This window comes from Megamonas funiformis (genome assembly GCF_010669225.1).
Taxonomy (GTDB): Bacteria; Bacillota; Negativicutes; order Selenomonadales; family Selenomonadaceae; genus Megamonas; species Megamonas funiformis.
In genome coordinates this window covers 1,334,981-1,354,333 of sequence record NZ_CP048627.1, presented here as the reverse complement: position 1 = coordinate 1,354,333, position 19,353 = coordinate 1,334,981, and the positions used below count along the sequence as shown (strand labels likewise).

33 protein-coding genes are annotated in these 19,353 nt (G+C 30.2%); 7 read left to right on the top strand and 26 right to left on the bottom strand.

Annotation, left to right across the window (positions count from 1 at the left end):
- Positions 1-123: 123 nt before the first annotated feature.
- Positions 124-288 (top strand): hypothetical protein, encoded by a 165-nt coding sequence (locus tag GXM21_RS12845; protein ID WP_008537764.1) that lies wholly within the window; start codon positions 124-126, stop codon positions 286-288.
- Positions 289-304: 16 nt separating this feature from the next.
- Positions 305-913, top strand: coding sequence for a hypothetical protein (locus tag GXM21_RS06880; protein WP_008537765.1), 609 nt, complete (start codon positions 305-307; stop codon positions 911-913).
- Positions 914-953: 40 nt separating this feature from the next.
- On the opposite strand, the gene GXM21_RS06875 is transcribed toward GXM21_RS06880, so the two are convergent.
- From GXM21_RS06875 to GXM21_RS12840, 25 genes are all read right to left on the bottom strand, one after another.
- Positions 954-1,442 carry a hypothetical protein gene (locus tag GXM21_RS06875; RefSeq protein ID WP_008537766.1) on the bottom strand — a complete coding sequence of 163 codons (489 nt, stop codon included), beginning with the start codon at positions 1,440-1,442 and terminating at the stop codon, positions 954-956.
- A 46-nt stretch (positions 1,443-1,488) separates the two neighbouring features.
- Positions 1,489-1,890 carry a single-stranded DNA-binding protein gene (locus GXM21_RS06870; protein ID WP_008537767.1) on the bottom strand — a complete coding sequence of 134 codons (402 nt, stop codon included), beginning with the start codon at positions 1,888-1,890 and terminating at the stop codon, positions 1,489-1,491.
- Positions 1,887-2,060 carry a hypothetical protein gene (locus tag GXM21_RS06865; protein ID WP_008537768.1) on the bottom strand — a complete coding sequence of 58 codons (174 nt, stop codon included), beginning with the start codon at positions 2,058-2,060 and terminating at the stop codon, positions 1,887-1,889. The genes GXM21_RS06870 and GXM21_RS06865 overlap by 4 nt, the downstream gene beginning before the upstream one ends.
- 4 nt (positions 2,061-2,064) lie before the next feature.
- Positions 2,065-2,508: a Lar family restriction alleviation protein gene (locus GXM21_RS06860; protein WP_008537770.1), complete on the bottom strand. Its 444-nt coding sequence runs from the start codon at positions 2,506-2,508 to the stop codon at positions 2,065-2,067.
- 25 nt (positions 2,509-2,533) lie between these two features.
- Positions 2,534-2,902, bottom strand: coding sequence for a hypothetical protein (locus GXM21_RS06855; protein ID WP_008537771.1), 369 nt, complete (start codon positions 2,900-2,902; stop codon positions 2,534-2,536).
- Positions 2,902-3,342 carry a hypothetical protein gene (locus tag GXM21_RS06850; protein ID WP_008537772.1) on the bottom strand — a complete coding sequence of 147 codons (441 nt, stop codon included), beginning with the start codon at positions 3,340-3,342 and terminating at the stop codon, positions 2,902-2,904. Before GXM21_RS06850 ends, GXM21_RS06855 begins: the two co-directional genes overlap by 1 nt.
- Complete coding sequence (locus tag GXM21_RS06845) at positions 3,343-3,858, bottom strand: hypothetical protein (protein WP_008537773.1); 516 nt, start codon at positions 3,856-3,858, stop codon at positions 3,343-3,345.
- A 179-nt stretch (positions 3,859-4,037) separates the two neighbouring features.
- Positions 4,038-4,481: a DUF1064 domain-containing protein gene (locus tag GXM21_RS06840; RefSeq protein ID WP_008537775.1), complete on the bottom strand. Its 444-nt coding sequence runs from the start codon at positions 4,479-4,481 to the stop codon at positions 4,038-4,040.
- Positions 4,478-4,744 (bottom strand): hypothetical protein, encoded by a 267-nt coding sequence (locus tag GXM21_RS06835; RefSeq protein ID WP_008537776.1) that lies wholly within the window; start codon positions 4,742-4,744, stop codon positions 4,478-4,480. The genes GXM21_RS06840 and GXM21_RS06835 overlap by 4 nt, the downstream gene beginning before the upstream one ends.
- Entirely contained in the window at positions 4,744-4,965 is a 222-nt protein-coding gene (locus GXM21_RS06830) for a hypothetical protein (protein ID WP_008537777.1), read from the bottom strand. Before GXM21_RS06830 ends, GXM21_RS06835 begins: the two co-directional genes overlap by 1 nt.
- Positions 4,958-5,329, bottom strand: a complete 372-nt coding sequence (locus tag GXM21_RS06825; RefSeq protein WP_008537778.1) for a hypothetical protein — start codon at positions 5,327-5,329, stop codon at positions 4,958-4,960. Before GXM21_RS06825 ends, GXM21_RS06830 begins: the two co-directional genes overlap by 8 nt.
- Positions 5,330-5,339: 10 nt before the next feature.
- The gene (locus tag GXM21_RS06820; protein WP_008537779.1) at positions 5,340-5,732 is read right to left on the bottom strand and encodes a hypothetical protein; all 393 of its coding nucleotides are present in this window, start codon (positions 5,730-5,732) and stop codon (positions 5,340-5,342) included.
- Positions 5,733-5,737: 5 nt separating this feature from the next.
- A complete protein-coding gene (locus GXM21_RS06815) occupies positions 5,738-6,325 on the bottom strand; it encodes a hypothetical protein (protein WP_154645549.1) in 588 nt (195 codons plus the stop codon).
- The gene (locus GXM21_RS06810) at positions 6,315-7,298 is read right to left on the bottom strand and encodes an LvrA C-terminal domain-related protein (RefSeq protein WP_008537783.1); all 984 of its coding nucleotides are present in this window, start codon (positions 7,296-7,298) and stop codon (positions 6,315-6,317) included. Before GXM21_RS06810 ends, GXM21_RS06815 begins: the two co-directional genes overlap by 11 nt.
- A gap of 113 nt (positions 7,299-7,411) precedes the next feature.
- Positions 7,412-8,428, bottom strand: a complete 1,017-nt coding sequence (locus GXM21_RS06805; protein ID WP_008537784.1) for an FtsZ/tubulin family protein — start codon at positions 8,426-8,428, stop codon at positions 7,412-7,414.
- The gene (locus GXM21_RS06800; protein WP_008537785.1) at positions 8,415-8,690 is read right to left on the bottom strand and encodes a hypothetical protein; all 276 of its coding nucleotides are present in this window, start codon (positions 8,688-8,690) and stop codon (positions 8,415-8,417) included. Before GXM21_RS06800 ends, GXM21_RS06805 begins: the two co-directional genes overlap by 14 nt.
- A complete protein-coding gene (locus GXM21_RS06795; RefSeq protein ID WP_008537786.1) occupies positions 8,687-9,607 on the bottom strand; it encodes a phage-derived integrase/recombinase RecT in 921 nt (306 codons plus the stop codon). Before GXM21_RS06795 ends, GXM21_RS06800 begins: the two co-directional genes overlap by 4 nt.
- Positions 9,608-9,668: 61 nt before the next feature.
- Positions 9,669-10,616 carry a YqaJ viral recombinase family nuclease gene (locus GXM21_RS06790; protein WP_008537787.1) on the bottom strand — a complete coding sequence of 316 codons (948 nt, stop codon included), beginning with the start codon at positions 10,614-10,616 and terminating at the stop codon, positions 9,669-9,671.
- A 2-nt stretch (positions 10,617-10,618) separates the two neighbouring features.
- Entirely contained in the window at positions 10,619-10,792 is a 174-nt protein-coding gene (locus tag GXM21_RS06785; RefSeq protein WP_008537788.1) for a hypothetical protein, read from the bottom strand.
- Position 10,793: 1 nt separating this feature from the next.
- Positions 10,794-11,033 (bottom strand): hypothetical protein, encoded by a 240-nt coding sequence (locus tag GXM21_RS06780; protein WP_008537789.1) that lies wholly within the window; start codon positions 11,031-11,033, stop codon positions 10,794-10,796.
- Between the two features lie 46 nt (positions 11,034-11,079).
- The gene (locus GXM21_RS06775; RefSeq protein ID WP_008537790.1) at positions 11,080-11,385 is read right to left on the bottom strand and encodes a LysM peptidoglycan-binding domain-containing protein; all 306 of its coding nucleotides are present in this window, start codon (positions 11,383-11,385) and stop codon (positions 11,080-11,082) included.
- A 108-nt stretch (positions 11,386-11,493) separates the two neighbouring features.
- Entirely contained in the window at positions 11,494-11,775 is a 282-nt protein-coding gene (locus GXM21_RS06770; RefSeq protein ID WP_008537791.1) for a helix-turn-helix domain-containing protein, read from the bottom strand.
- A gap of 30 nt (positions 11,776-11,805) precedes the next feature.
- Complete coding sequence (locus GXM21_RS06765) at positions 11,806-12,126, bottom strand: helix-turn-helix domain-containing protein (protein WP_008537792.1); 321 nt, start codon at positions 12,124-12,126, stop codon at positions 11,806-11,808.
- 157 nt (positions 12,127-12,283) lie between these two features.
- Entirely contained in the window at positions 12,284-12,619 is a 336-nt protein-coding gene (locus GXM21_RS06760; RefSeq protein WP_008537793.1) for a hypothetical protein, read from the bottom strand.
- 27 nt (positions 12,620-12,646) lie between these two features.
- Positions 12,647-12,811 (bottom strand): hypothetical protein, encoded by a 165-nt coding sequence (locus GXM21_RS12840; RefSeq protein ID WP_008537795.1) that lies wholly within the window; start codon positions 12,809-12,811, stop codon positions 12,647-12,649.
- Positions 12,812-12,975: 164 nt separating this feature from the next.
- Between GXM21_RS12840 and GXM21_RS06755 the strand changes: the two genes are divergently transcribed.
- The 5 genes from GXM21_RS06755 to GXM21_RS06735 all read left to right on the top strand — a co-directional run bounded on the left by GXM21_RS06755 (position 12,976) and on the right by GXM21_RS06735 (position 17,226).
- Entirely contained in the window at positions 12,976-13,299 is a 324-nt protein-coding gene (locus GXM21_RS06755) for a hypothetical protein (RefSeq protein WP_008537797.1), read from the top strand.
- Between the two features lie 108 nt (positions 13,300-13,407).
- A complete protein-coding gene (locus tag GXM21_RS06750; RefSeq protein ID WP_008537798.1) occupies positions 13,408-14,373 on the top strand; it encodes a restriction endonuclease in 966 nt (321 codons plus the stop codon).
- Positions 14,374-14,451: 78 nt separating this feature from the next.
- Positions 14,452-15,450 (top strand): DUF2971 domain-containing protein, encoded by a 999-nt coding sequence (locus GXM21_RS06745; RefSeq protein WP_008537799.1) that lies wholly within the window; start codon positions 14,452-14,454, stop codon positions 15,448-15,450.
- A 40-nt stretch (positions 15,451-15,490) separates the two neighbouring features.
- Positions 15,491-15,727, top strand: a complete 237-nt coding sequence (locus GXM21_RS06740) for an Ada metal-binding domain-containing protein (RefSeq protein WP_008537800.1) — start codon at positions 15,491-15,493, stop codon at positions 15,725-15,727.
- A 290-nt stretch (positions 15,728-16,017) separates the two neighbouring features.
- Positions 16,018-17,226: a site-specific integrase gene (locus GXM21_RS06735; RefSeq protein ID WP_008537801.1), complete on the top strand. Its 1,209-nt coding sequence runs from the start codon at positions 16,018-16,020 to the stop codon at positions 17,224-17,226.
- A 268-nt stretch (positions 17,227-17,494) separates the two neighbouring features.
- On the opposite strand, the gene GXM21_RS06730 is transcribed toward GXM21_RS06735, so the two are convergent.
- Complete coding sequence (locus GXM21_RS06730) at positions 17,495-19,267, bottom strand: Rqc2 family fibronectin-binding protein (RefSeq protein ID WP_008537802.1); 1,773 nt, start codon at positions 19,265-19,267, stop codon at positions 17,495-17,497.
- Positions 19,268-19,353 lie beyond the last annotated feature (86 nt).

The following is a 19,353-nucleotide window of genomic DNA, read 5'->3' as shown; positions in this document are numbered from 1 at the left end:
ATTTACATAAAAATGTAAAAATTCATTGACTAATACATATTTTTGATATTATACTTTAAATATAAAGGTTATTTTGCATGTTTTTTGCACGGTTTTTGCGTGGTATTTTTGGGGGACTTTATTATGGCAACAAAGAGCATTTTAAAAAATATTGTTATTAAAGATAAAAAAAGTTGTCGTTCATTAATTAATGCACTAGAAAATGCAAAAGGAAAAACAAGAAAAGAAGTTGTATTTTCTAGGGGTTATAGAACTGCAACAGAAGATGACATTGATAGAATTTTTTAATAATAGGGGTTGTTGAATGGAAGGTTATTTATTAGTAAAATTAGATGATGTTTTAAAAAAGAAAACCGAAGATGAAACAAAAAATATATTGTCAACATTTGAAAATAATTTAAATTCAGATGTTGACAATTTTTTGCATTGTAAGGCAATAGAATTTTCTAAAAAAGGATTATCAAAAACACAATTAGTTCTTGCTTCATATAAAAATAAATATGAAATTGCTGGCTATTTTACTATTGCTAATAAAAATTTTTCAGTAAAATCAAGGTCAAAAGCTATTAGTAATACAATGCGAAAAAGGATTGCTAAATTTGGCACTTATGAACCAAACTTTAAAATATATGTTATAACCGCTCCATTAATAGCTCAATTAGGGAAAAATACAAGATTTCCCTCATTGATTACAGGTGATGAATTATTAGAACTTGCTTGTAAAGAAGTAGAAAAAGTACAGGCTGTTGTTGGTGGAAAAATAGTTTATCTTGAATGTGAAGATAATGAGAAATTAAAGGAATTTTACAGTAGAAATGGATTTGTGGCATTTGATAAAAGACCATTAGATGCTGATGAAGAAGTTGATTTTAAAGGTAAATATCTTGTACAAATGTTGAAATATTTACATTAATAAAAGGCTAGGAATTAATATTCCTAGCCTTTATTTTTATTTACATAACTTTTATAATGCCCATTTGACAAGCTCCTGCTAAAGTGGTATGTAGTATTTCGCTTCTAGCATCAAAATATAATTGAGTCGATATATTGTTTTCTACTGTGGTAACAGTATGGTTTTCACCTTTTATATATCTACCATTAAAAACAATACTTTGTATTTTATTTTTTAAGGTGTTTTCTTTCACCCATTCATAAAGCTGGACCCACTTTAGCGGGTCTTTAATTTTTTTAATAAAAACATTTCCTTTGTTATCGTAAACATCTATATAAATTTTTGATATATAAGGTGGCTCTATTTCTCTTATGGCTTCATTGGCTGTTTTATCATTTATTAAAGCTTTGCCATTACTTCCACCAGTTTTATAATCAAACCTACGTTCATTTAAAACACATTCGTATTCTTTTTTTATTTGAGAATACATTTTAAAATTACTTTCAATTTTTTTGAAAATAATACTTTTATCGAACAATGATGATGACATATATACATTCCTCCTTTAAGTCCTGCCTGACTAAAGAAGTTATTTTTTAAAATGGAATTTCTTCATCTGGTGGTATTTCACTTCCAAAACTTTTAGCAGCTTCTGGAACTGCACCACCAGTATTAGTTGTAGATTTAGACCCCATAAATTCAACTGATTGAGCTATGACTTCAGTTACATAACGCTTACTTCCATCTTTAGCATCGTAGTTTCGTATTTGAATACGACCTTCAATTAAAACTTGAGTACCTTTTACCAGGTAATTTCCACATACTTCAGCTAGTTTATCCCATATAACAATTGGAATAAAATCGGCTTGCTGTTTATCTTTTTCTTTTGTAAACCTACGATTAACAGCTAAAGTGAAGCTCGCCACTGCTTTTCCTGTTTGTGTATAACGTACTTCTGGGTCTTTAGTTAGCCTTCCAGCTAATATTACTTTATTCATATAATCACTTCTTCCTCATGCTTATTATCAACTAAAAATATCTTACCTTTGCTTGTATCAAATGAATTATTTTCTTTCATTATTTTTATTAAGGCTAATAGCGATTGCTTAGAAGCAACCGCTATATTAATTTTATTTTCATTACTAAAAGGTTTATATACTAACTTCACTTTATCACTCCTTTTCTTCTTCTTTAAATTCAGCATCAATACATTCTCCTTCTCTAACTCTTCTATTCCATTGATTAATGGCAAACTCTATAGCTGCTTTATTTTCTGCTTCACAACAACTATATATAGTATCTGTTTCTTTTTCAACACCACATATAGTGCATTTTATTACTAGGCTAAATAAATTGATATTTGGGTTCATTAGTTTTCCTGTGTCTGAAATAACCAATGTATCTAAATCTGAATCATCAATATCGCGACCATATAAAACAGCTTCGCCACCACAAAATGGACAAGGTTTTATATATGGCAAATTTCTTTTTGCTGCTGTTATCATTTCGTTGTAAGAAAATCTCACCATATTTTCAAAGTGTCTTTCTCTTTCTGCTATCTTTTTTTTAATAATTTTACTTCTATAATAATCAATGCCTTTATTTTTCTTTGGCAAAATATTTTTTCATGGTTTATATATATCAATCATTTGTTTGCTCCTCGTTTATACTTTCAAGAAATCTAACCATTAAAGCCATAGCCTGAATGGCTTCTTCTTGAATATGTTCAATACCGCCTAAATGTTCTTTGGTTCTGTTTGGTAAATAAGTTTCATTGACAGCCTCTGTCATTTCGCCTATCTCTTCTGCTATAAGTCCTAACCATTGATGAGGTGATAAATGTTTTTCATCACCCCATTGTTCTTTTTGCTTTTCTACCATGTGTAAAATATCATATATTGCCATGCCAGCATAAGACATTTTACTATATCTTTCTAGCTTGTATGGTTTATTGAATAAAAAACAATGTTCTTGTTTTTCTTTGTATTCTTTATTTGTTTTAAGGTTCATTATTCTGCCTCATATAAATTAATTAGTGGTTGATTTTGGTTAAATATTTTCATTATTTTTTCTTTGTTAGCTTCAGCTTCTTCTACCGATTTAAAACAATTTCCTGTTAGAAATGAAGCTATATCAGTAAAATAATTATTCCATCTAGAACAATAAATATTTTTGCCGTCAAAATAATAATATTCTTCATTTAGTTTTGGCTTCCATGCCGATATGATTTTAAAGTTATTATTAAATAAAATATTTGTTAATGCTTCTTCCACTGCTAATGTCCAATCATTAAATAATGACGAAAAAACATATACTTCTGGTACGTAGTTATTTGTGGATTTAACTATTTTATATCTTTTCGTTTTGTTATCTATACTAACAAAAAAAGGCTCATCATAACTTAAATTATTTTCTTTCATAAAATCGTTCAATAAATCTTCATTTTTCATTTATTCCACCTCGTTTAAATCAATCAACGGTTTATTTCTTCTACATAATTTTTTTATTTTTTCTAGATTAGCTTCAGCTTCTTCTCTAGTTCTAAAACAATTACCAATTAGAAAGAACGCACAATCACAATCATTGCTTTCACTAAAAGTATCTTTAATAATATCCCAGCCATGAATAATTCTATAATATTCTCCTCCATTTTTAGGCTTAAACGGAATTTTAACAACCTGTACTGTATCGTTAAATACAATATCATAAAGAAGTTTATCTTCATCAAGTGGATTAGACATATCTTCTCTATCATCTTTCCAACGATTTTCAGAATCATAAAATCCTTCTATTGAAACAACGCTCACAAAACTTTTTCCATTACAAATACGTTTAATAATTTTTACTATGCCCTTTTTTTGTATATCTTTATATTCTTTAAACCATTTCCATTTAATAATAAATGGTTCATCGTATTTCAAATTATTTTCCTTCATGAACTGTTCAATCAAATGTATATTTCTCATCGTTACCACTCCTAACCCATATATTTAAAAGTAAGTTCTGATTCTAATACTCTTTCACCATTTTTATAAAATGTTATTAATCTCTCTTTATTTCCATTTATTTTGATTAGCACCTACAAAGAAGGCACAAACCAAAAATCCAATTATTCCACCAAAAACAAAAACTCCTAAAGTAAGCATCACATCACTTCCTTGAAAATGATATTTGGATATTTTTCAAGAAGCTGCTTTTTCTTGTTGATGTAAACTCTTGTTTTCATGCCTTTTACATCAACTACTTCTTCGTGACCATCTGTATATTGGACCACAAAGTCAGCTTTGTAGCGAACAGCTTTTATTCGCTCACCGTTTTCTCTGGTGAATGCTTCTTGAAGTGTGAAGTCTTTTTGCATCACAAAAGATTTCACTACACCAGCTTTTTTCAAGAGCAAAAGCTCGGAATAATATTGAGCCTCTGCCTTGCTGTCAAATATAATACCGTCTGTTTTTGTTTTAACGGCGTTATATTTGTTTTTCTTTATTATTTTATCCGTGCTTATTTTTGTGTTGCTTGTGGGCTTGATATTCTTTTTGTAGCTAAGTTTAAGAATATCTTCCTCGGTTACGTTCTCCCAACCTTTCATAGAACATCATCAACCCAATACTCGACAGCCTGACCGCCGAATCCTTCTAAAACTTTTTTCTGTGCTATTTCTTTTTTTGCATAAACACCTTGAATAAATCCTTCATCGATAACTATATATATTTTTCTTTTTGGAAATATAGTATCTTTTAAGGTATTGTTTATTTGTGTTAGTTTGTTTTTTATTTCATCGTTATTAGCTTCGTTTAAATTTATTTTGCTAATTAACTCGTCTAGTTCAAAACATATATCATTAACTTTCATTATTCGATACCTTCTATTTCTTTTTTCATTCGTTCAAAACTCTTAGATATATAAAAAAAAGTCTTTCCTCTTTCTATGTGTACTATTTGTAGCTTGTTATTTTTATAGCAAGTAGCTATTATTCTATATCCACTTGTTGTATAATCAGGTTCTGATATCTCCAAACAAAATATATCTTCTTTTCTAACTATCCCCACATTTCCACTTATAAATTCACTCATGTTTATCCTTCTCCATTTTTTCATATTGTTTTCGTAAATTTCTGATTAAATTTTTATATCCTGATGTACGCTCTGTCATTTTTTTGTATAATGCTAATATTTCAGGCAGTATCTCTATGTTTTCCATTAGTTTAAAAATTTCTTCTTCGCTGTATTTATTCATGTTGTCTAATAAAACATAAACTAATTTTGTTAATATAAATGCATTAGTATTAACTTTTAAATCATCTATACTAGCTGATATCTGTGTAAATGCGTTATAGCCTTCATGACCTGAAATAGCTAAAACAAAGCCATCTATTTTATCATCTGGCATTGTATTTAAAATTTTTATCATTTCGTCCAAAATATCTTTTTTATTCATAAAAATAACCTCACTTATGTGCCCAAAATAAATCGTTTGACAATCTTTTAACAAACATTTCTTTTGGCATTATATGTTTTTCTGGGACTTGTTGTTTAGGCTTTCTAGTTTTTATTTCTTTGCCTTTTTCTTGTGCTGCTTTTTTTTTCAAAGCTCTTCGACAACATTTTTCGCAGCAGTAAATGTTGTTCTTTGTTTTTTGCCAAAACTCTTTGCCACAATAAGCGCAACGGCTTACTCCTGGTGTGAAGTTGCTTCGTCCATGTCTTTTTTCACGACGTTTGCGATTGATGGCGTCTTTTTTACATTCATCGCAACAGTATTTTTCTGTTGATGTTTTGCGAATAAATATAGTATCGCAACCATCATTTGCACATTTTACTGGTTCTCCTATTTTGCCCATAATTGTTACGCTCCTTTTACAAATTCAATTGCGTCTTTACCGTTGAGCATTCTCTCATTGGCTTTTTGCGTCAATGTCATCGGTGCTTCAATACCGTTGAAAAGGTCTAAATTTTGCTGTGCTATTTGATAGCATATTTTGTTCTCGTAGTTATTTTCTTTTCTAGCTATGAGGCTTTCATAAACCTTAGCAAACCTAGGAAATATATCATAGGTCGCTGTGGCTATTTCATAAGCACCAATAAGCTGAACGGTACGACGGATAATTGGGTGGCTCCAGTCGATACCGTTTCGAGATACGCTCCCTAATTTTCTCTTTACTTCGTCCCATGCAGTATATACATCTGGCGGTGCGTTCTTTTTTACGCTGGCCATAATGTTTTTTGCTTCTTCGCGTATCTCTCCTGGAAGAGGTAAAATTGATATTTGTTTTTTACGCAAAATCTTTATAACTGCCATTTTACCGACATCGTAAGTGATGTCAGACAAAACTAAGGACCATACTGGGGCAGCATTTTCTAAGTCAAATTTTTGTGTATTTGGCATTACGCAAGTGAAAATTGCTATTAATTTGCTTGCTTCATCAGTAGTCATCATCATCACCCCACATATCGCCAATATCTCCTAATGCTGGAGTATTGGTGCTTTTTTCTGCTGCACTTCTTAGACTTTCCAATGCAACATTTTTTACCACTGGTACTGCTTTTGGCTTATTGTCAATGATTGTAACCGTATCCGTTATATCCTCATCGTTCCATCGTTCGCCATTTAGCCACGAAGAAGGATAAGGAATGTATTGACCGTTATCCTTTAGCCAATCTAGCGATTTCTTTTCTCGCTCGATGCAGTCTAGCATTTGCTGTAAGAGTTCGTTATTTGGCTTTATCTTCATGAAAACCTTGTAAGCTCTTTTTTTATCTCTGCGTTTTGGGTATGCTTTCCAAAACTTATTAAACATTTCATCGATGTTTTGAGGTGCTTGTGCGCAAGTTTCAGTTGCGCATATATTATTATTCTCTGTAGTATTCTCTGTAGTATGCTCTGTTATATGGGAATTACGTTTTGTGTAATTCCCGTTTTGCGTTTTGTGTAATTCCCGTTTTACACTTTGTGTAATTCCCGTTTTCACATCTGTAGTATTTTGCGCACTTATTTGCGCACTTTTTTTTGTATCGATTTTTGAATTTATATTGCATAAATATTCGTCAAGCAACTCACCTATTTTTTCATAGTTAGGACGAATATGAGGTGTTGGCAATCCACAAAATTTATATTTAGCTATTACGATAATATTTTTATCTAACAAGCTTTTAATTGCTCTATCATATTGACGATCTGTTATACGGATTTCGTCCCACCAATCGGAACGTTTTTTGGCAATCCAATATTCACCGTCTTTTTTTATTTGGGCACGTATGGTGCCGTTTTTATCAGGGCTAAACCAATACATGATTTGCCCAAGTAATGTACCTTCTACTAAACCACCTGCAATATCTATGTATGCATGCAACGTGTGATTGAAGTTACTTGCAAATACATTGTTGGCTATAAGTTCTAATCTATTCATGTTTGCACCTCCTATTTTTTCAATATTCAGTCTACATTACATTTAGTTGGTACTAGGATTACGTTAATATTACATTTACCTAGTACCAACACTACATTTAAACTACATTACTATTAAATAAACTCTGCAAAAATATCTTTACGTGAGCGTTTTATTTCTTCTTTTTTCTTTTTATTAGATGAGAATATATCGTTTAATTTTAATTCTTTTGTTGTACTCTCTCTTGTTATCATGGTCGATCTTTGATTTACTAAATCAAAAATTTCATTCATGCTGGAAGAAGGTAAACTCAATCCAGCTAAAACTATTACATTTATCTTTCTGTTATTAAATGTATAGAATGCATCTAATGGATAACCAACAGAAGTCTGAATATCTTTTAATAAATTCTGTTTAGCGTTGGATAAAGCTATATATTTAACAAAACCATCACATTCGGTATCAACTAAAATTGATGGCTTAACTTTATGATTGTTTTCATCAGTTACTGATATATTAATCATTAAGTTACAAGATAAAATTGTATTCATTTCCTCGATGTCGATATTTCCTTTAGAAGATTTATCTTCATCAGGTATTTTAAGAAATTCCATTAGGTCATCGACAAAATATCGGTTTATGATAAATTTGTTCTCATGTTTATTGTTGTCTAAGAAGAACATACTCCCTAGATTTTCGATTTTTATAAGCTCGCGATAACATTCACAGGCGTTATACTGTGCCTTGAATGGCTCGTTCTTAGATGGTATTACTGCATATACACAAACATTTATATTTGAATATTCGTTTGCGATTAGTTTGGCGAGCATAGGACCGCCACCACTACCACTGCCACCACCCATGGTAAAACCGATGAATATATGTTTAATAGTGTTGTTAGTATCTAGAATATTGTTGATTACTGCCAAGATGTTTTCAAAGTCATTAACAACTAATTTCTTAGACTTATTGCGGTCTTTTCCGCAGCCTTGTCCGTTTTTAATTAAGTATTTATGTTTAACATTTAGTGTGTCTAGGTCTTGCTTGCTGGTATTTATTGCAAGATTTAATATTCCTTGCTGTTCCATCAATTGCCCAATGTTTCCAGCACCTTGACCAAAGCTGATATTTAAAATACTATTCTTGAACATTCTTTTCTCCTGCCTTTTCTGTTTCTTTGTAGCCTTTACTGGATAGATAATAACTATTCTTATGACCTATCTTTAAACCAGTATTTATATATCCCCTATTTAAAAGCGTTTTTAATGCCCTTCTTATGGTTTCTCTTTTATATTCTTCAAAATCACTGGGTAAAGAACCGTGGATATCTTCCACGGTCCCTGCACCAATGACAGAAGTCATATTTTGTTTTCTGCATGTTAGTAATATAGCTAACTGTAGATAGGTTCTCATTTGTTATCAACTGCTTCTGCTAGTGTTGGTTGTTCATCAACTTTTACTTTTTCTTCGTTTTTACTAGACAAGATTTCTCCTGTTTCCATATCTACATTGTTAGGTGCTTCGGCTTCGATTAATTTTTCTTCATCGTCAAAATCGCCTGTAGCTACAGCTTCAGCCAGAGCAACCATACCAGGCGTTGGCTTTGTTTTGTAGTCAATGCTCATAACGCCCCATTTGCCGATTAGTTTTCTGTAAACTGTTTTAAGTGCCATAGCATCAAAGTCTTGTCGCCAGCCTTTACCCATGTACTGGCCTTTGCGGAATTTTAATTCGTGATTGATTACTTCTTGCTTACTCATAAAAATGGTTTTTTCCATACCGTTTACTAATCTGTAGTATCCGACATAGCCGATAATTTTTCTTGAATTGCGTTCTTCTTCGTCCTGAATCCAATCAAACTCGATATCCTCTGTGAGTCTGTTAAACGATACGAGTTCGCCCTCTCTAACATCAAGAACGTTAATCTTTTGATACACACCACTTCTACATGCAAGTTGATGCATACCTTTATAGCCCATAATAAAAGTCGCTTCCATACGTTTTGTACCATTTACTGTATTATTAAATGGTACAATATATGCGTATCCAAGATTAGGATCGATTGGTAAATCATAGGTCGCTGCCTTTAAACAAGCTTGTATGATTGTTAATGGTGCGTCGTTAAAACATTGTTTTAGCTTATCATCAGCATTTATTAAAGTAACCATACTTGATACGAATTGAGGAGCTCTAGCTCCTAAGAGCTCATCGAAGCGACGTTTAAAACCATCTCTTTCGAGATAACTATTCAACATAGCTGATATATTCACTCCTTGTTGTTGTACTGCTGTTTTATTTTTGGCGAGTAATCCGCCTTTTGTTGTTGCCATAATTAAGCACCTTCCTGTTCTTTTTTGTTTTGTTGTTTTTCCATTTATTTATCCTCACTTATTAATCAACATATTTACAAGAAAAACGGCGTGATGGTGAACCTGTTTTAAGGTATGCCATATATATATCTGGCTTTTCTTGTTTTAGTTTTTTACTATCAATGCTTGTTCTGCCTTTAACAGTGTTCCAAGAAAATTGATAGTTACCTCGATAGGCTTCTTCATTGTCGCCCATTTCTTCCTTGATTTCATTCTGAAGTAAGGAAATATCAATCTTGATATTTCTTTCTTGCTCCTGAAGCTCAAGGAGTTTTTTTGCTTTGTCCTCTGCTGTAGAGGAAAGCTCAACAGGTTCTTTTTGCCCACCTATGAACTTTTTATTTAATGCCTCTGTAGAAGCCTGTGAGCCGTCTATTGGTGGTTCTATGTTGTTCATAACCATGTACCAAAAATCTTTTTCAATGGTGATAAGTTCTTTTATATCATCGTCATTGCGTGGGATTTCTTTCCATATACAGTTATTACCACCGATTAAAACAGCTATATACCATTTATCACAGCCAGTAACGGCCATGTAATGTTGGCACTGGATATAATATTCATCTGGTACTTCGTCAAGTTGCCATTCCTTAGACTTGTAACCAGACGCTGTTTTTATTTCAAGGCCAGCATTTTCACCTACGACAAGTCTATCTACACTTGCCAGCATGAATGGGTTCGCTATAGACTGCATAAGTCCAGCACGTTGTACTTTCTTACCAGTCGTTTCAGTAAACCAGTCAGCAATGACTGGCTCAAGCTTATGCCCCCAGTAAATATATTGGTTGTCTGATAAATCTTCATGTTCTATCTTATTTGTTTTCTCAAGCCAAAGAGCATGAGGACTTTTATATCTATTTAGTCCACATACAGCGGAAGCTTCACTTCCGCCGATGCCCTTCATTCTCATTTCGAGCCATGCTTTTTCGTCCTGCATTTGCTCGATCGTCATAATTTTTTTGTAGAGCATATTTATATCTCCCTTCTAAAACCAAAACTACCGCAACACATGTAGTTTTCAGTTTCTTGATAATTACTTACAACTATTTCATCGTTGTAATCACATGCTAATTCGTTTATGTTGCAAACATAAGAATGAGTACATTCTTCGCAGCATTTATTTTCAAATTCGTCATAATCAAACATCTTAATCACCTTCTGTTGTTATTGTTGGTAATTCTTTTTCTATAGAGATTGGAATATTTTTTTCCATAACCTCTTTTTTCCATTTATTCCATTGGGCTTCTGTATATTGAAATGCCCAATGATTGCCATTTATTTCAACCATTTTGGCTCTAGCTTCTCCCCAACTATTAGCTAGAATAGGCTGAACAAAGCCTTCATTCTTTTGGCCACAACCAAAAGTAAAATAATATAAATTTTTCATTTTGTTTTCACCTTTTTTGTGATATAATTTATAAGAAATAAATATTTTAGTTTTCATTCTTTGGGAATTGGCTTTCGTGGGGACGTGAGCCAATTTTTATTTTCTGCCCAACATTTAAATTCGCTGAAATAATATTATTTTTAGTTTTAATGCTGTGAATGAATTCCAGTATATTTTCTTCATCGGTGCAGTGCTTACTTGCTATACTCCAAAGAGTATCACCAGGTTGAACAACATAATAAATTTCATCTTGTTTATTTATGTCTTTGGCTTGTGTATGCGTTCCTATTGCTACTGCACCCGCTAATAAGAAAATACCCGCTAATCTGCGGTATTTATATAATTTTTTCATTTGGTTTTTCTCCTTTCGTTTAAACCCCTCGAATTCGAGGGGTTTAATTGATTGTTAAGTGTTAAAATGATTGAATGTTATTTCGGTCTACCGTATAATATTTAATAGTTAAATAGTGTAGGTTGAAGAAGGGTCATTATTTATCCAATAGTCTATTAATCTTCCCTGACAACCGTATAATTTATCCATGGCTCGTACCACATCTTTTGGTATGGGCCTATTTTTATTCTCATATGAATATAGACTTGGCAAGCTTATATTCAACTTTTCTGCAACGATAGATGGTGGTATGCCTAATCTATCGCGAATGCGTTTATACGGAGTAACAATTTTTTTTATTATCACTTCTGTATAAAGTTCATTGTCCAAAACACTTTCTTTTTTATTCATATTCTCACCACCTTTCAAGGTTAAAATATATTAAATAGCTTTTGCTGTTTTCCTAAAGCTATTTATATATGCTTCGATGTCATCGACTATGAATTTTTTACTGCCCCCAAAAGGAACTTCACCAATGATGCCTTGTTTTCCAAGCTCTCTAATTTGGTATTCAGATAATCCATAAATTTCTTTAGCTTCTTTAGCGGTTATTAATTCAGTTTTTTTATTATCAGTGATAATTTCTTTTAAACGAGCGTTTTCATCAAGCGTATTTTCCAAAACAAGAGTTAATAACTCCATATCTTTTTTCGCCTTTTCCAGTGCCTCTCGTGGGTCGATGAGGCTTATTACGTTGTTCATACATATATTCCTTTCTGCCGTGCACTATACGTCCGACAACAATTGCGGTGCGTAAATAAAAAAGAGCAAGAAATTTAAATTTTGTATATACTTATGGGTTTATTTATTTGGAGGATTGTGTTGTCGGACTTATACTGCACGGCTAGTATAAGCTTATTTATTCTGCTTTTTTATCATTGCCGTTAGGTTCGTCTTTAAGTAAACGATAAATTTCAGCAGTTAACATCGATTGATTGCCTAATAAGATAACTAAAATGGATTTTAATTCTTCAATTGCTTCTTTATCGTTTAAAAGGGTATCTTCTTCAATGCCTTTTTTAACAACATTTGATATTGCAAACCCTTCTAACATAGCTTTTTTTACTGCAGTTCTGTGGTTGTTATGCATAATTTGTGCGTTATTCATTGTTTTTTCAATATCAATTAACGCTAAATCTCTTTGAATGTTTTTTAATGCGTTAAGTGCGTCAAAAATACTTTTTTTATTCGACATATATAGCATCTCCTTTAAGCTGTTTCTTTAAGCTATTTTGTTCTTTTTTTTTAAAGAGGCTAAGCCTTCTAAAATTAAGATTCTTAACATTTCAGATTGTGAGCGATTATAAAAAAATTTTTTTGCTTCATCTAAGATATTTTCTATATCTGGAGTAACCGCAAAAGTTATTCTTTTTAGTTTAGTTGGCATAGGTTATGCTCCTTTCTGTTATTAAATTTTAAACAGGTTCATACAATATGACCTTAATAAGATTATAGTTCACTTTGTATGAACTGTCAATAAATTATTTAGAAAAAACATATGAACTGATGTATAATATGAACTATAAAATATAAAATATTGGAGGAATTATTATGCCTACAAAAAAACCACGTTATACACTTATTGTTGAAGAAGAACTATTAGAAAAAATTGATGACTACAGATTTCAAAATCGTTTAGCTAGTCGTTCTTTGGCAACTGTAGAATTAATAAAATTAGGTTTAAATAGTTTAAAAGATAATATAGTTAGAGAAACTCAAAGTGAGTATGATGCTTCTTTTTCAAAAGATGAGATTGATATAATAGATAAATATAGAGAGCTATCTGATAAAGCTAAAAGAAAAATAAAAATTAATGTAGATCTTGAATATGACGATGTGATTGATGAAAAAGAGCAGAAAACTAGAAACGCTTAAAAGATAAACTTGAAGAAAATTTCAGACAACTTTTAAGTTTAAGCAAAGAAAAAAGACACAATGATAAAACATTGTGTCTTGAAAATATTTTTATAAAGAAGTGAACATATGGAAGTTGCCAAAATAATATTATTCATCATTTTTATTTTTGTAGGAATAGCTTTGATTGTTGTAACTTGTGAATATATGAAAAGAAATAATGTCGAAGAAAAGTTAGAAAAATTAAAACATGATTTTACATTGAGAGAATGTGAGTTTAATGTAAAAAAAATAAAAACAGATAAGGAAAAAGAAATAGCTGAAGGCAAAATTAAAGAATTATCATATGAATTAAATAAAATAAAGAAAGAAAATCAACAAATAATAATTGAAAAAGAACAAATTATAAATAGAAATAAGCAAATAATAGAAAAATATAGACAAAAAATAGTTGAGTTAGATAAAATACTTATTTTATGGAAGTATTCTATGGAAAATAGACCAGAACATTCTATTAAATATTTAAATAAAAATGATGCTAATATATGGAAAAATAAATATGATGAGTTAAATAAAAAATATATAAAAACTCATGATGAAGTTATTTATCTTAGGCGTGCTTATGATAAAGAACATGCAAAGTTAATATCACTTGAAAATGAATTAGAGATATCTCATAAAAAGATTATTGAATTGCAAAAAAATAATATGCAAAGGTATAGAAAAGAAGATATTGATAATATTAATGATTGGAGAAAGTTTGAACAATTTGTAGCAAAACAATTTAAAAGAAAGAATTTTAAAGTAATATTAACTCCACGAACTAACGATGGTGGGAAAGATATCGTCATAGAAAAAAATAGTATAAAGACATATATTGAATGCAAATATTGGAATAGTAATAAATCTATTGGTAGAGAAGAAATTCAAAAACTTGCTGGTGCAGCAATGATGGACGGTGTAAAAAATGCTATATTTATAACTACATCTACATATAATGAAAATGCATTTGAAACCGCAAAAGCTTTAAATAAAAATGGATTTAATATAAAACTTTGGACTACAAATGATTTATTAGTTTTTATTAATGAATAAGAATGTATAAAACTTTAAAGAATAAAATAATACAGCAAAAAGCTGGTAATAATAAAATATTAAAAGGAGATATCGTATATGGAAATATTAGATAGCAAAATAAATATTATGAAACAAATAAATATGAAAATGTTATTTAATTTAAATTATAAAAAATTAAAATATATGTATAGTAAAAAAAAACTTGTTCACTATACATCTGCTAGTGTTGCTCGTGAAATCATAGAAAAAGAACAACTTTGGCTAAGAAAAACTATATTTATGAATGATTATAGTGAGATAAAATATGGTAAAAAATGCTTAGATAACTTATTAAATGATCCTGAAATTAAACTTATGTTAAATAATATATTAAAATTATTTAATACTAATTTAGATAATTTAAAAAATATATATCATATAGTTACTCATGATATTAAAAAAATTATATATATTTCGTGCTTCTCTGAACATTTACCAGAAGAAGATAATATAGGTAGATTATCTATGTGGAGAGCCTATGGTAATTCATCTGGAGTAGCCTTAGTTATAAATTCTAAATTACTAGTAGGTTTAAATCCTTCATTCCTTACTATACCAGTTATTTATTCTGAAAAAATTTTTAAAGAAAATTTTCTAAAAATCTTAAAAGATATTGATGATATTATTAAACATGATCTTAAGAATTCACAACAGCTTAATGAATTTTCATCGGATATTTTGAACAGCTTATCTTATGCTATGTATATTTATATTATTATATTAAAACATCAAGGTTTTTGGGAAGAAAGAGAATGGCGTATTATTCTATCTCTCTTTTTTGAACCCCTTATTTCATCTTCTATTGCTTCAAATGATATTGAACGTAGTATAGAAAATATCAAAGGTAATCCAGAAGTTATATATAAACTTAACTTAAACAAACTTTCGTTTATAAATCCTAAAGGTGAATCTTTCTTAGAAAAAATAATTATAGGTCCAACTGCTAATTCAGAAATATTAATAGATAGCTTTAGTGAAATACTAAGAAATAAGGGTTTTGATGACGAACAGATTAAAAATATGATAACAGTATCAAATATTCCTCTTCGTTATTAAATTTTTAATTATATATTTTTTATAAATGAGGTGAATTAACATGTTTAGAAATCTAAAAAGACAAACAGCATTTATTTTATTAGTATTAGTTACTTTATTAATGACCATGAGTACAGCACTAGCTACTACTTATGTAGGTTCCGTAAATTCAGACAAATTCCATTATACTTACTGTAGATATGCGAAAAGAATTTATGATGAAAATAAAGTTTATTTCTATAGTAGAGATGAAGCTATTAATAGTGGATATGTTCCTTGTAAAGTATGTTGTCCATAATAAAAAGAAAAAGCCTAACCTTTTGGCTAGACTTTTCTTTGATACGGTTCCCGTGTGGTATTGAATGAAACAAAAAAACGTAACGCATATTTAATTGTAACAGGATTGAATATGTGCATGTTCTAACATTCCCATTTATGCCATGGAATGTTATATATATATTATACCATAAAAATAGAAATAGCACCGTACTTGCGGTGCTATTCATGTCAGGCAGGATATGTTTATAACCAGTAAAAACAATTAAGATTATATCATATTCGCCCCGACATAGAAAGGGTGATGTATTTTTGGCTACACAAGGAAAAATATTAGTTTACAAAAGGCAAGGAAAAAAAGGAATTACCTACACATATAGAATAGAAGCAGGTCGCGATCCAGTAACAGGGAAAAGAAAATGTATTACTAAAAGTGGCTTTAAAACAGCCAAAGAAGCTAGAGCAGCTGCACAACCTATACTCAATAAATTATTGTTAGGGAAAAATATTATAGAATCAGATATTACTTTCTTTCAATTTGCCAATGAATGGCTAGATGATAGAAAAAGTAGCTTAAAATTAGCAACACAACATAATTTAGGAATTAGTATAGATATAGCAAACAAATACTTCAGCAATAAAAAAATGAAAGATATAACATCGTATGAATATCAGCAATTTATAAATGATTATGCTACAAAAGTTAAATATTCTACTTTAAACACCAGGCATCATGCTATAAAAAGTATTTTTAATTATGCTGTTAAATTTGGTATTATACTCAATAATCCAGCAACTGATGTGGAATTACCAAAAATAAAAATACCCAAAAAAGAAATAACAGATTTGTATTTAACAAAAGAAGAGCTAAAAGACTTCTTATATTTTGTAAAATATAAAAGATATGGCGGTCCGTCAGATTATTTTTATCCGTTATGTGTTATGCTTGCTTATACTGGTATGCGTGTTGGAGAAGCGTGTGCTTTAACGTGGGAAGATGTAGATTTTAAAAATAAAACTATATTTATTCATTCAACTATGTTTTCTAAAAATTACACGCACTATGAACGACAAGATACACCAAAGAATGAATCTAGTATTAGACATATATTTATGGGAGAAACATTGATTAATGTTTTAAAAGACTGGAAAAAACTTCAATTACGATTACGATTGAAAAATGGTGGATTAACTAATAAAATAGATAAAGAGAATTATGTATTTACTAAGTTTACTAGAAGTGTAGATGGCAAACATAAAGAAATAGTAGTAATACCAAATGTTATTAGAAGTATATTTGATTATATGAATAGAATAGGTGCATATCCAAAACATATGCATGCACATATGCTGCGACATACTCATGTGTCTTTGCTGGCTGAAACTAGAAAAGTAAGCCTAACAGATATACAAGCTCGTCTTGGCCACTCTAACGATAGGATAACAAAAGAAGTATATTTGCATGTTACGGAAAAATCAAAGAAAGATACAGCACGAATATTTGAAGAATATATAAAATAAAATGATAACAAAATGGTAACAAATAAGAAAATAACATCTTTAAAATATTAAAAATAAAGGCTTTTTAGAAACTTAAACGATTTGCAGGCGAAATGCCAGAAGAAATTTTAAATGCTGGACCAAGACTTGAAGACTGAGAAGAAATTGGTTTTTGTAGAAAAATTATAAATATGATTTTAAAGTTTTTAGGCAATAAATAAATTTAATGGCGATAACTTAATTAATGAGAAAAGACTACCAAAAATAAATATGGTAGTCTTTTTTTTACTTATTTTTTATTTAAATCTTTATTGATGATTGGCATGATTTCATCTTCATCAGGTGTTACATATAAAGTTTTATTATTTGTAAAGATGACAAAACCAGGTTTAGCTCCTGATGGTTTTTTTAGATATCTACATTCTACATAATCAACAGGAATTTTAGAAGAACCACGAGCCTTACTGAAATATCCTGCGATTTGGGCAGCTAAAAATAGAGTATCCTCATCTACTTCATCGCCTTTAGTATCAATGATAACATGAGAGCCAGGGATATCTTTTGTATGCAACCAAATATCATCGCTATGTGCTGTTTTAAAAGTGAGTTTATCATTTTGATAATTGTTTTTGCCGACGAATAAAAACATTCCATTAGGTAGAGCAAATTTAAATGGTTTAGATGGAGCAATAGAAGCTTTTTTCTTATTTTCAAGTGGTAAAAATCCAGCTTTAATCATTTCAGCTTTGATATCTTCAATATCGGCTATAGTAGTACAAGCATCTATAGCAGTTTCTATAGTTAGAGCATATTCTCTATCTTTTTGGCAACGTTTTATTTGGATTTCTAACATTTGCGTAGAGCGTTTTAACTTATCGTATTTTTTATAATAAGCTTGCATATTTTGAATTAGAGTTAATTTCGTATCCAATGCAATAGTTATAGGCGCATAATTTTCATCATAAATATTAGCTACAGAAATTTCTTTGTCTTGATGGTCTTTAAATTGGTATTGATAAGTCATTAAGTTATCAGCTTTTATCTTATATTTTTCAGCTTTTTGCGCTTTAGCTAATTCTTCTGTAAGAATTTTTTCTTTTTTAGTTAAACGATTAATTTCATTATGGATTGTTTTACGATAGAAATCTTTTTCTGGCAAATTATAATAGCTGTTAGTATAGTTTTTGGAGTCTTCTAATAGAGCATTAATATCTGCATATGTTTTGAGGGTGAAGTCTTTTTCGTTAAAAATATGCAAAGCAAATGGTGCCATAGCTTTAATTTTACGTTTTTTATCTAAGACTAATGTTGGTGAAAAGTTTTTTTCTTGATACATGATTTTTAATTCATCAATGATATTAGTCAAAGAAGAAAAATCCATTTCGTCCATATCTTTTATCAATAAATCGTTACTAAAGCCAGCTAAAAAGATGATTTCTTTTGCTGTTATTGGACCAAAGCCCAATCCACTAGCGATGATTGCTTGATATAAAGTCGCTTCTTGATATGTTTTTAAGCGTTCAATAAATGAATTTGTATCGGTGGTTAAAATATTTATTTTGTCTTGAATAGGTGGGACTTCATAATTTTGACCAGGTAAGACAGTACGTACGCGATTGCTATTTTCACCTACACGGCGAAAAGCTTCAATAATAGTTCCGTCTTGCATTAAAATAAGATTGCTATATTTTCCCATAAGTTCAGCTATTAATGTTTTTGTAATGATAAGACTTTTTGGCCCTAAGGTATCAATATCTATTAAAATCATGCGGTCTAAACCATATTGAGAAATAGAAGCAATACGACCACCTTCTAATTGCTTACGTAAAACCATGCAGAAAACTGGTGGTTCAGGTGGATTATCTGGTTGAAATTCAGTTATATTTGCCATAGGATTTTGAGGATTTATAGAAAGATATAAAATATATGTCTGTCCAGGTTGGCGAATATATAAATAAATATCTTGCTTGTTTGGTTGGCAGATTTTATCTATTCTACCACCTGCTAATTTGTCGTTTAGTTCATTTATTAAAGGATTTAATGAAAATCCATCTAAGCTCATAGTTTAATTCATTCCTTTCGTTAATTTCTTAGGTTAAGAGATTAATATCTAAAATATTATATCATAGGTATTTTTATTTGATAAAT

What these genes read in the sequence shown, in the direction of transcription:
- GXM21_RS12845 (WP_008537764.1), top strand. Translation starts at nt 124, where the DNA reads ATGGCAACAAAGAGCATTTTAAAAAATATTGTTATTAAAGATAAAAAA.
- GXM21_RS06880 (WP_008537765.1), top strand. Translation starts at nt 305, where the DNA reads ATGGAAGGTTATTTATTAGTAAAATTAGATGATGTTTTAAAAAAGAAA.
- GXM21_RS06875 (WP_008537766.1), bottom strand. Translation starts at nt 1,442, where the DNA reads ATGTCATCATCATTGTTCGATAAAAGTATTATTTTCAAAAAAATTGAA.
- GXM21_RS06870 (WP_008537767.1), bottom strand. Translation starts at nt 1,890, where the DNA reads ATGAATAAAGTAATATTAGCTGGAAGGCTAACTAAAGACCCAGAAGTA.
- GXM21_RS06855 (WP_008537771.1), bottom strand. Translation starts at nt 2,902, where the DNA reads ATGAACCTTAAAACAAATAAAGAATACAAAGAAAAACAAGAACATTGT.
- GXM21_RS06850 (WP_008537772.1), bottom strand. Translation starts at nt 3,342, where the DNA reads ATGAAAAATGAAGATTTATTGAACGATTTTATGAAAGAAAATAATTTA.
- GXM21_RS06845 (WP_008537773.1), bottom strand. Translation starts at nt 3,858, where the DNA reads ATGAGAAATATACATTTGATTGAACAGTTCATGAAGGAAAATAATTTG.
- GXM21_RS06840 (WP_008537775.1), bottom strand. Translation starts at nt 4,481, where the DNA reads ATGAAAGGTTGGGAGAACGTAACCGAGGAAGATATTCTTAAACTTAGC.
- GXM21_RS06835 (WP_008537776.1), bottom strand. Translation starts at nt 4,744, where the DNA reads ATGAAAGTTAATGATATATGTTTTGAACTAGACGAGTTAATTAGCAAA.
- GXM21_RS06830 (WP_008537777.1), bottom strand. Translation starts at nt 4,965, where the DNA reads ATGAGTGAATTTATAAGTGGAAATGTGGGGATAGTTAGAAAAGAAGAT.
- GXM21_RS06825 (WP_008537778.1), bottom strand. Translation starts at nt 5,329, where the DNA reads ATGAATAAAAAAGATATTTTGGACGAAATGATAAAAATTTTAAATACA.
- GXM21_RS06820 (WP_008537779.1), bottom strand. Translation starts at nt 5,732, where the DNA reads ATGGGCAAAATAGGAGAACCAGTAAAATGTGCAAATGATGGTTGCGAT.
- GXM21_RS06815 (WP_154645549.1), bottom strand. Translation starts at nt 6,325, where the DNA reads ATGACTACTGATGAAGCAAGCAAATTAATAGCAATTTTCACTTGCGTA.
- GXM21_RS06810 (WP_008537783.1), bottom strand. Translation starts at nt 7,298, where the DNA reads ATGAATAGATTAGAACTTATAGCCAACAATGTATTTGCAAGTAACTTC.
- GXM21_RS06805 (WP_008537784.1), bottom strand. Translation starts at nt 8,428, where the DNA reads ATGTTCAAGAATAGTATTTTAAATATCAGCTTTGGTCAAGGTGCTGGA.
- GXM21_RS06800 (WP_008537785.1), bottom strand. Translation starts at nt 8,690, where the DNA reads ATGAGAACCTATCTACAGTTAGCTATATTACTAACATGCAGAAAACAA.
- GXM21_RS06795 (WP_008537786.1), bottom strand. Translation starts at nt 9,607, where the DNA reads ATGGCAACAACAAAAGGCGGATTACTCGCCAAAAATAAAACAGCAGTA.
- GXM21_RS06790 (WP_008537787.1), bottom strand. Translation starts at nt 10,616, where the DNA reads ATGCTCTACAAAAAAATTATGACGATCGAGCAAATGCAGGACGAAAAA.
- GXM21_RS06785 (WP_008537788.1), bottom strand. Translation starts at nt 10,792, where the DNA reads ATGTTTGATTATGACGAATTTGAAAATAAATGCTGCGAAGAATGTACT.
- GXM21_RS06780 (WP_008537789.1), bottom strand. Translation starts at nt 11,033, where the DNA reads ATGAAAAATTTATATTATTTTACTTTTGGTTGTGGCCAAAAGAATGAA.
- GXM21_RS06775 (WP_008537790.1), bottom strand. Translation starts at nt 11,385, where the DNA reads ATGAAAAAATTATATAAATACCGCAGATTAGCGGGTATTTTCTTATTA.
- GXM21_RS06770 (WP_008537791.1), bottom strand. Translation starts at nt 11,775, where the DNA reads ATGAATAAAAAAGAAAGTGTTTTGGACAATGAACTTTATACAGAAGTG.
- GXM21_RS06765 (WP_008537792.1), bottom strand. Translation starts at nt 12,126, where the DNA reads ATGAACAACGTAATAAGCCTCATCGACCCACGAGAGGCACTGGAAAAG.
- GXM21_RS06760 (WP_008537793.1), bottom strand. Translation starts at nt 12,619, where the DNA reads ATGTCGAATAAAAAAAGTATTTTTGACGCACTTAACGCATTAAAAAAC.
- GXM21_RS12840 (WP_008537795.1), bottom strand. Translation starts at nt 12,811, where the DNA reads ATGCCAACTAAACTAAAAAGAATAACTTTTGCGGTTACTCCAGATATA.
- GXM21_RS06755 (WP_008537797.1), top strand. Translation starts at nt 12,976, where the DNA reads ATGCCTACAAAAAAACCACGTTATACACTTATTGTTGAAGAAGAACTA.
- GXM21_RS06750 (WP_008537798.1), top strand. Translation starts at nt 13,408, where the DNA reads ATGGAAGTTGCCAAAATAATATTATTCATCATTTTTATTTTTGTAGGA.
- GXM21_RS06745 (WP_008537799.1), top strand. Translation starts at nt 14,452, where the DNA reads ATGGAAATATTAGATAGCAAAATAAATATTATGAAACAAATAAATATG.
- GXM21_RS06740 (WP_008537800.1), top strand. Translation starts at nt 15,491, where the DNA reads ATGTTTAGAAATCTAAAAAGACAAACAGCATTTATTTTATTAGTATTA.
- GXM21_RS06730 (WP_008537802.1), bottom strand. Translation starts at nt 19,267, where the DNA reads ATGAGCTTAGATGGATTTTCATTAAATCCTTTAATAAATGAACTAAAC.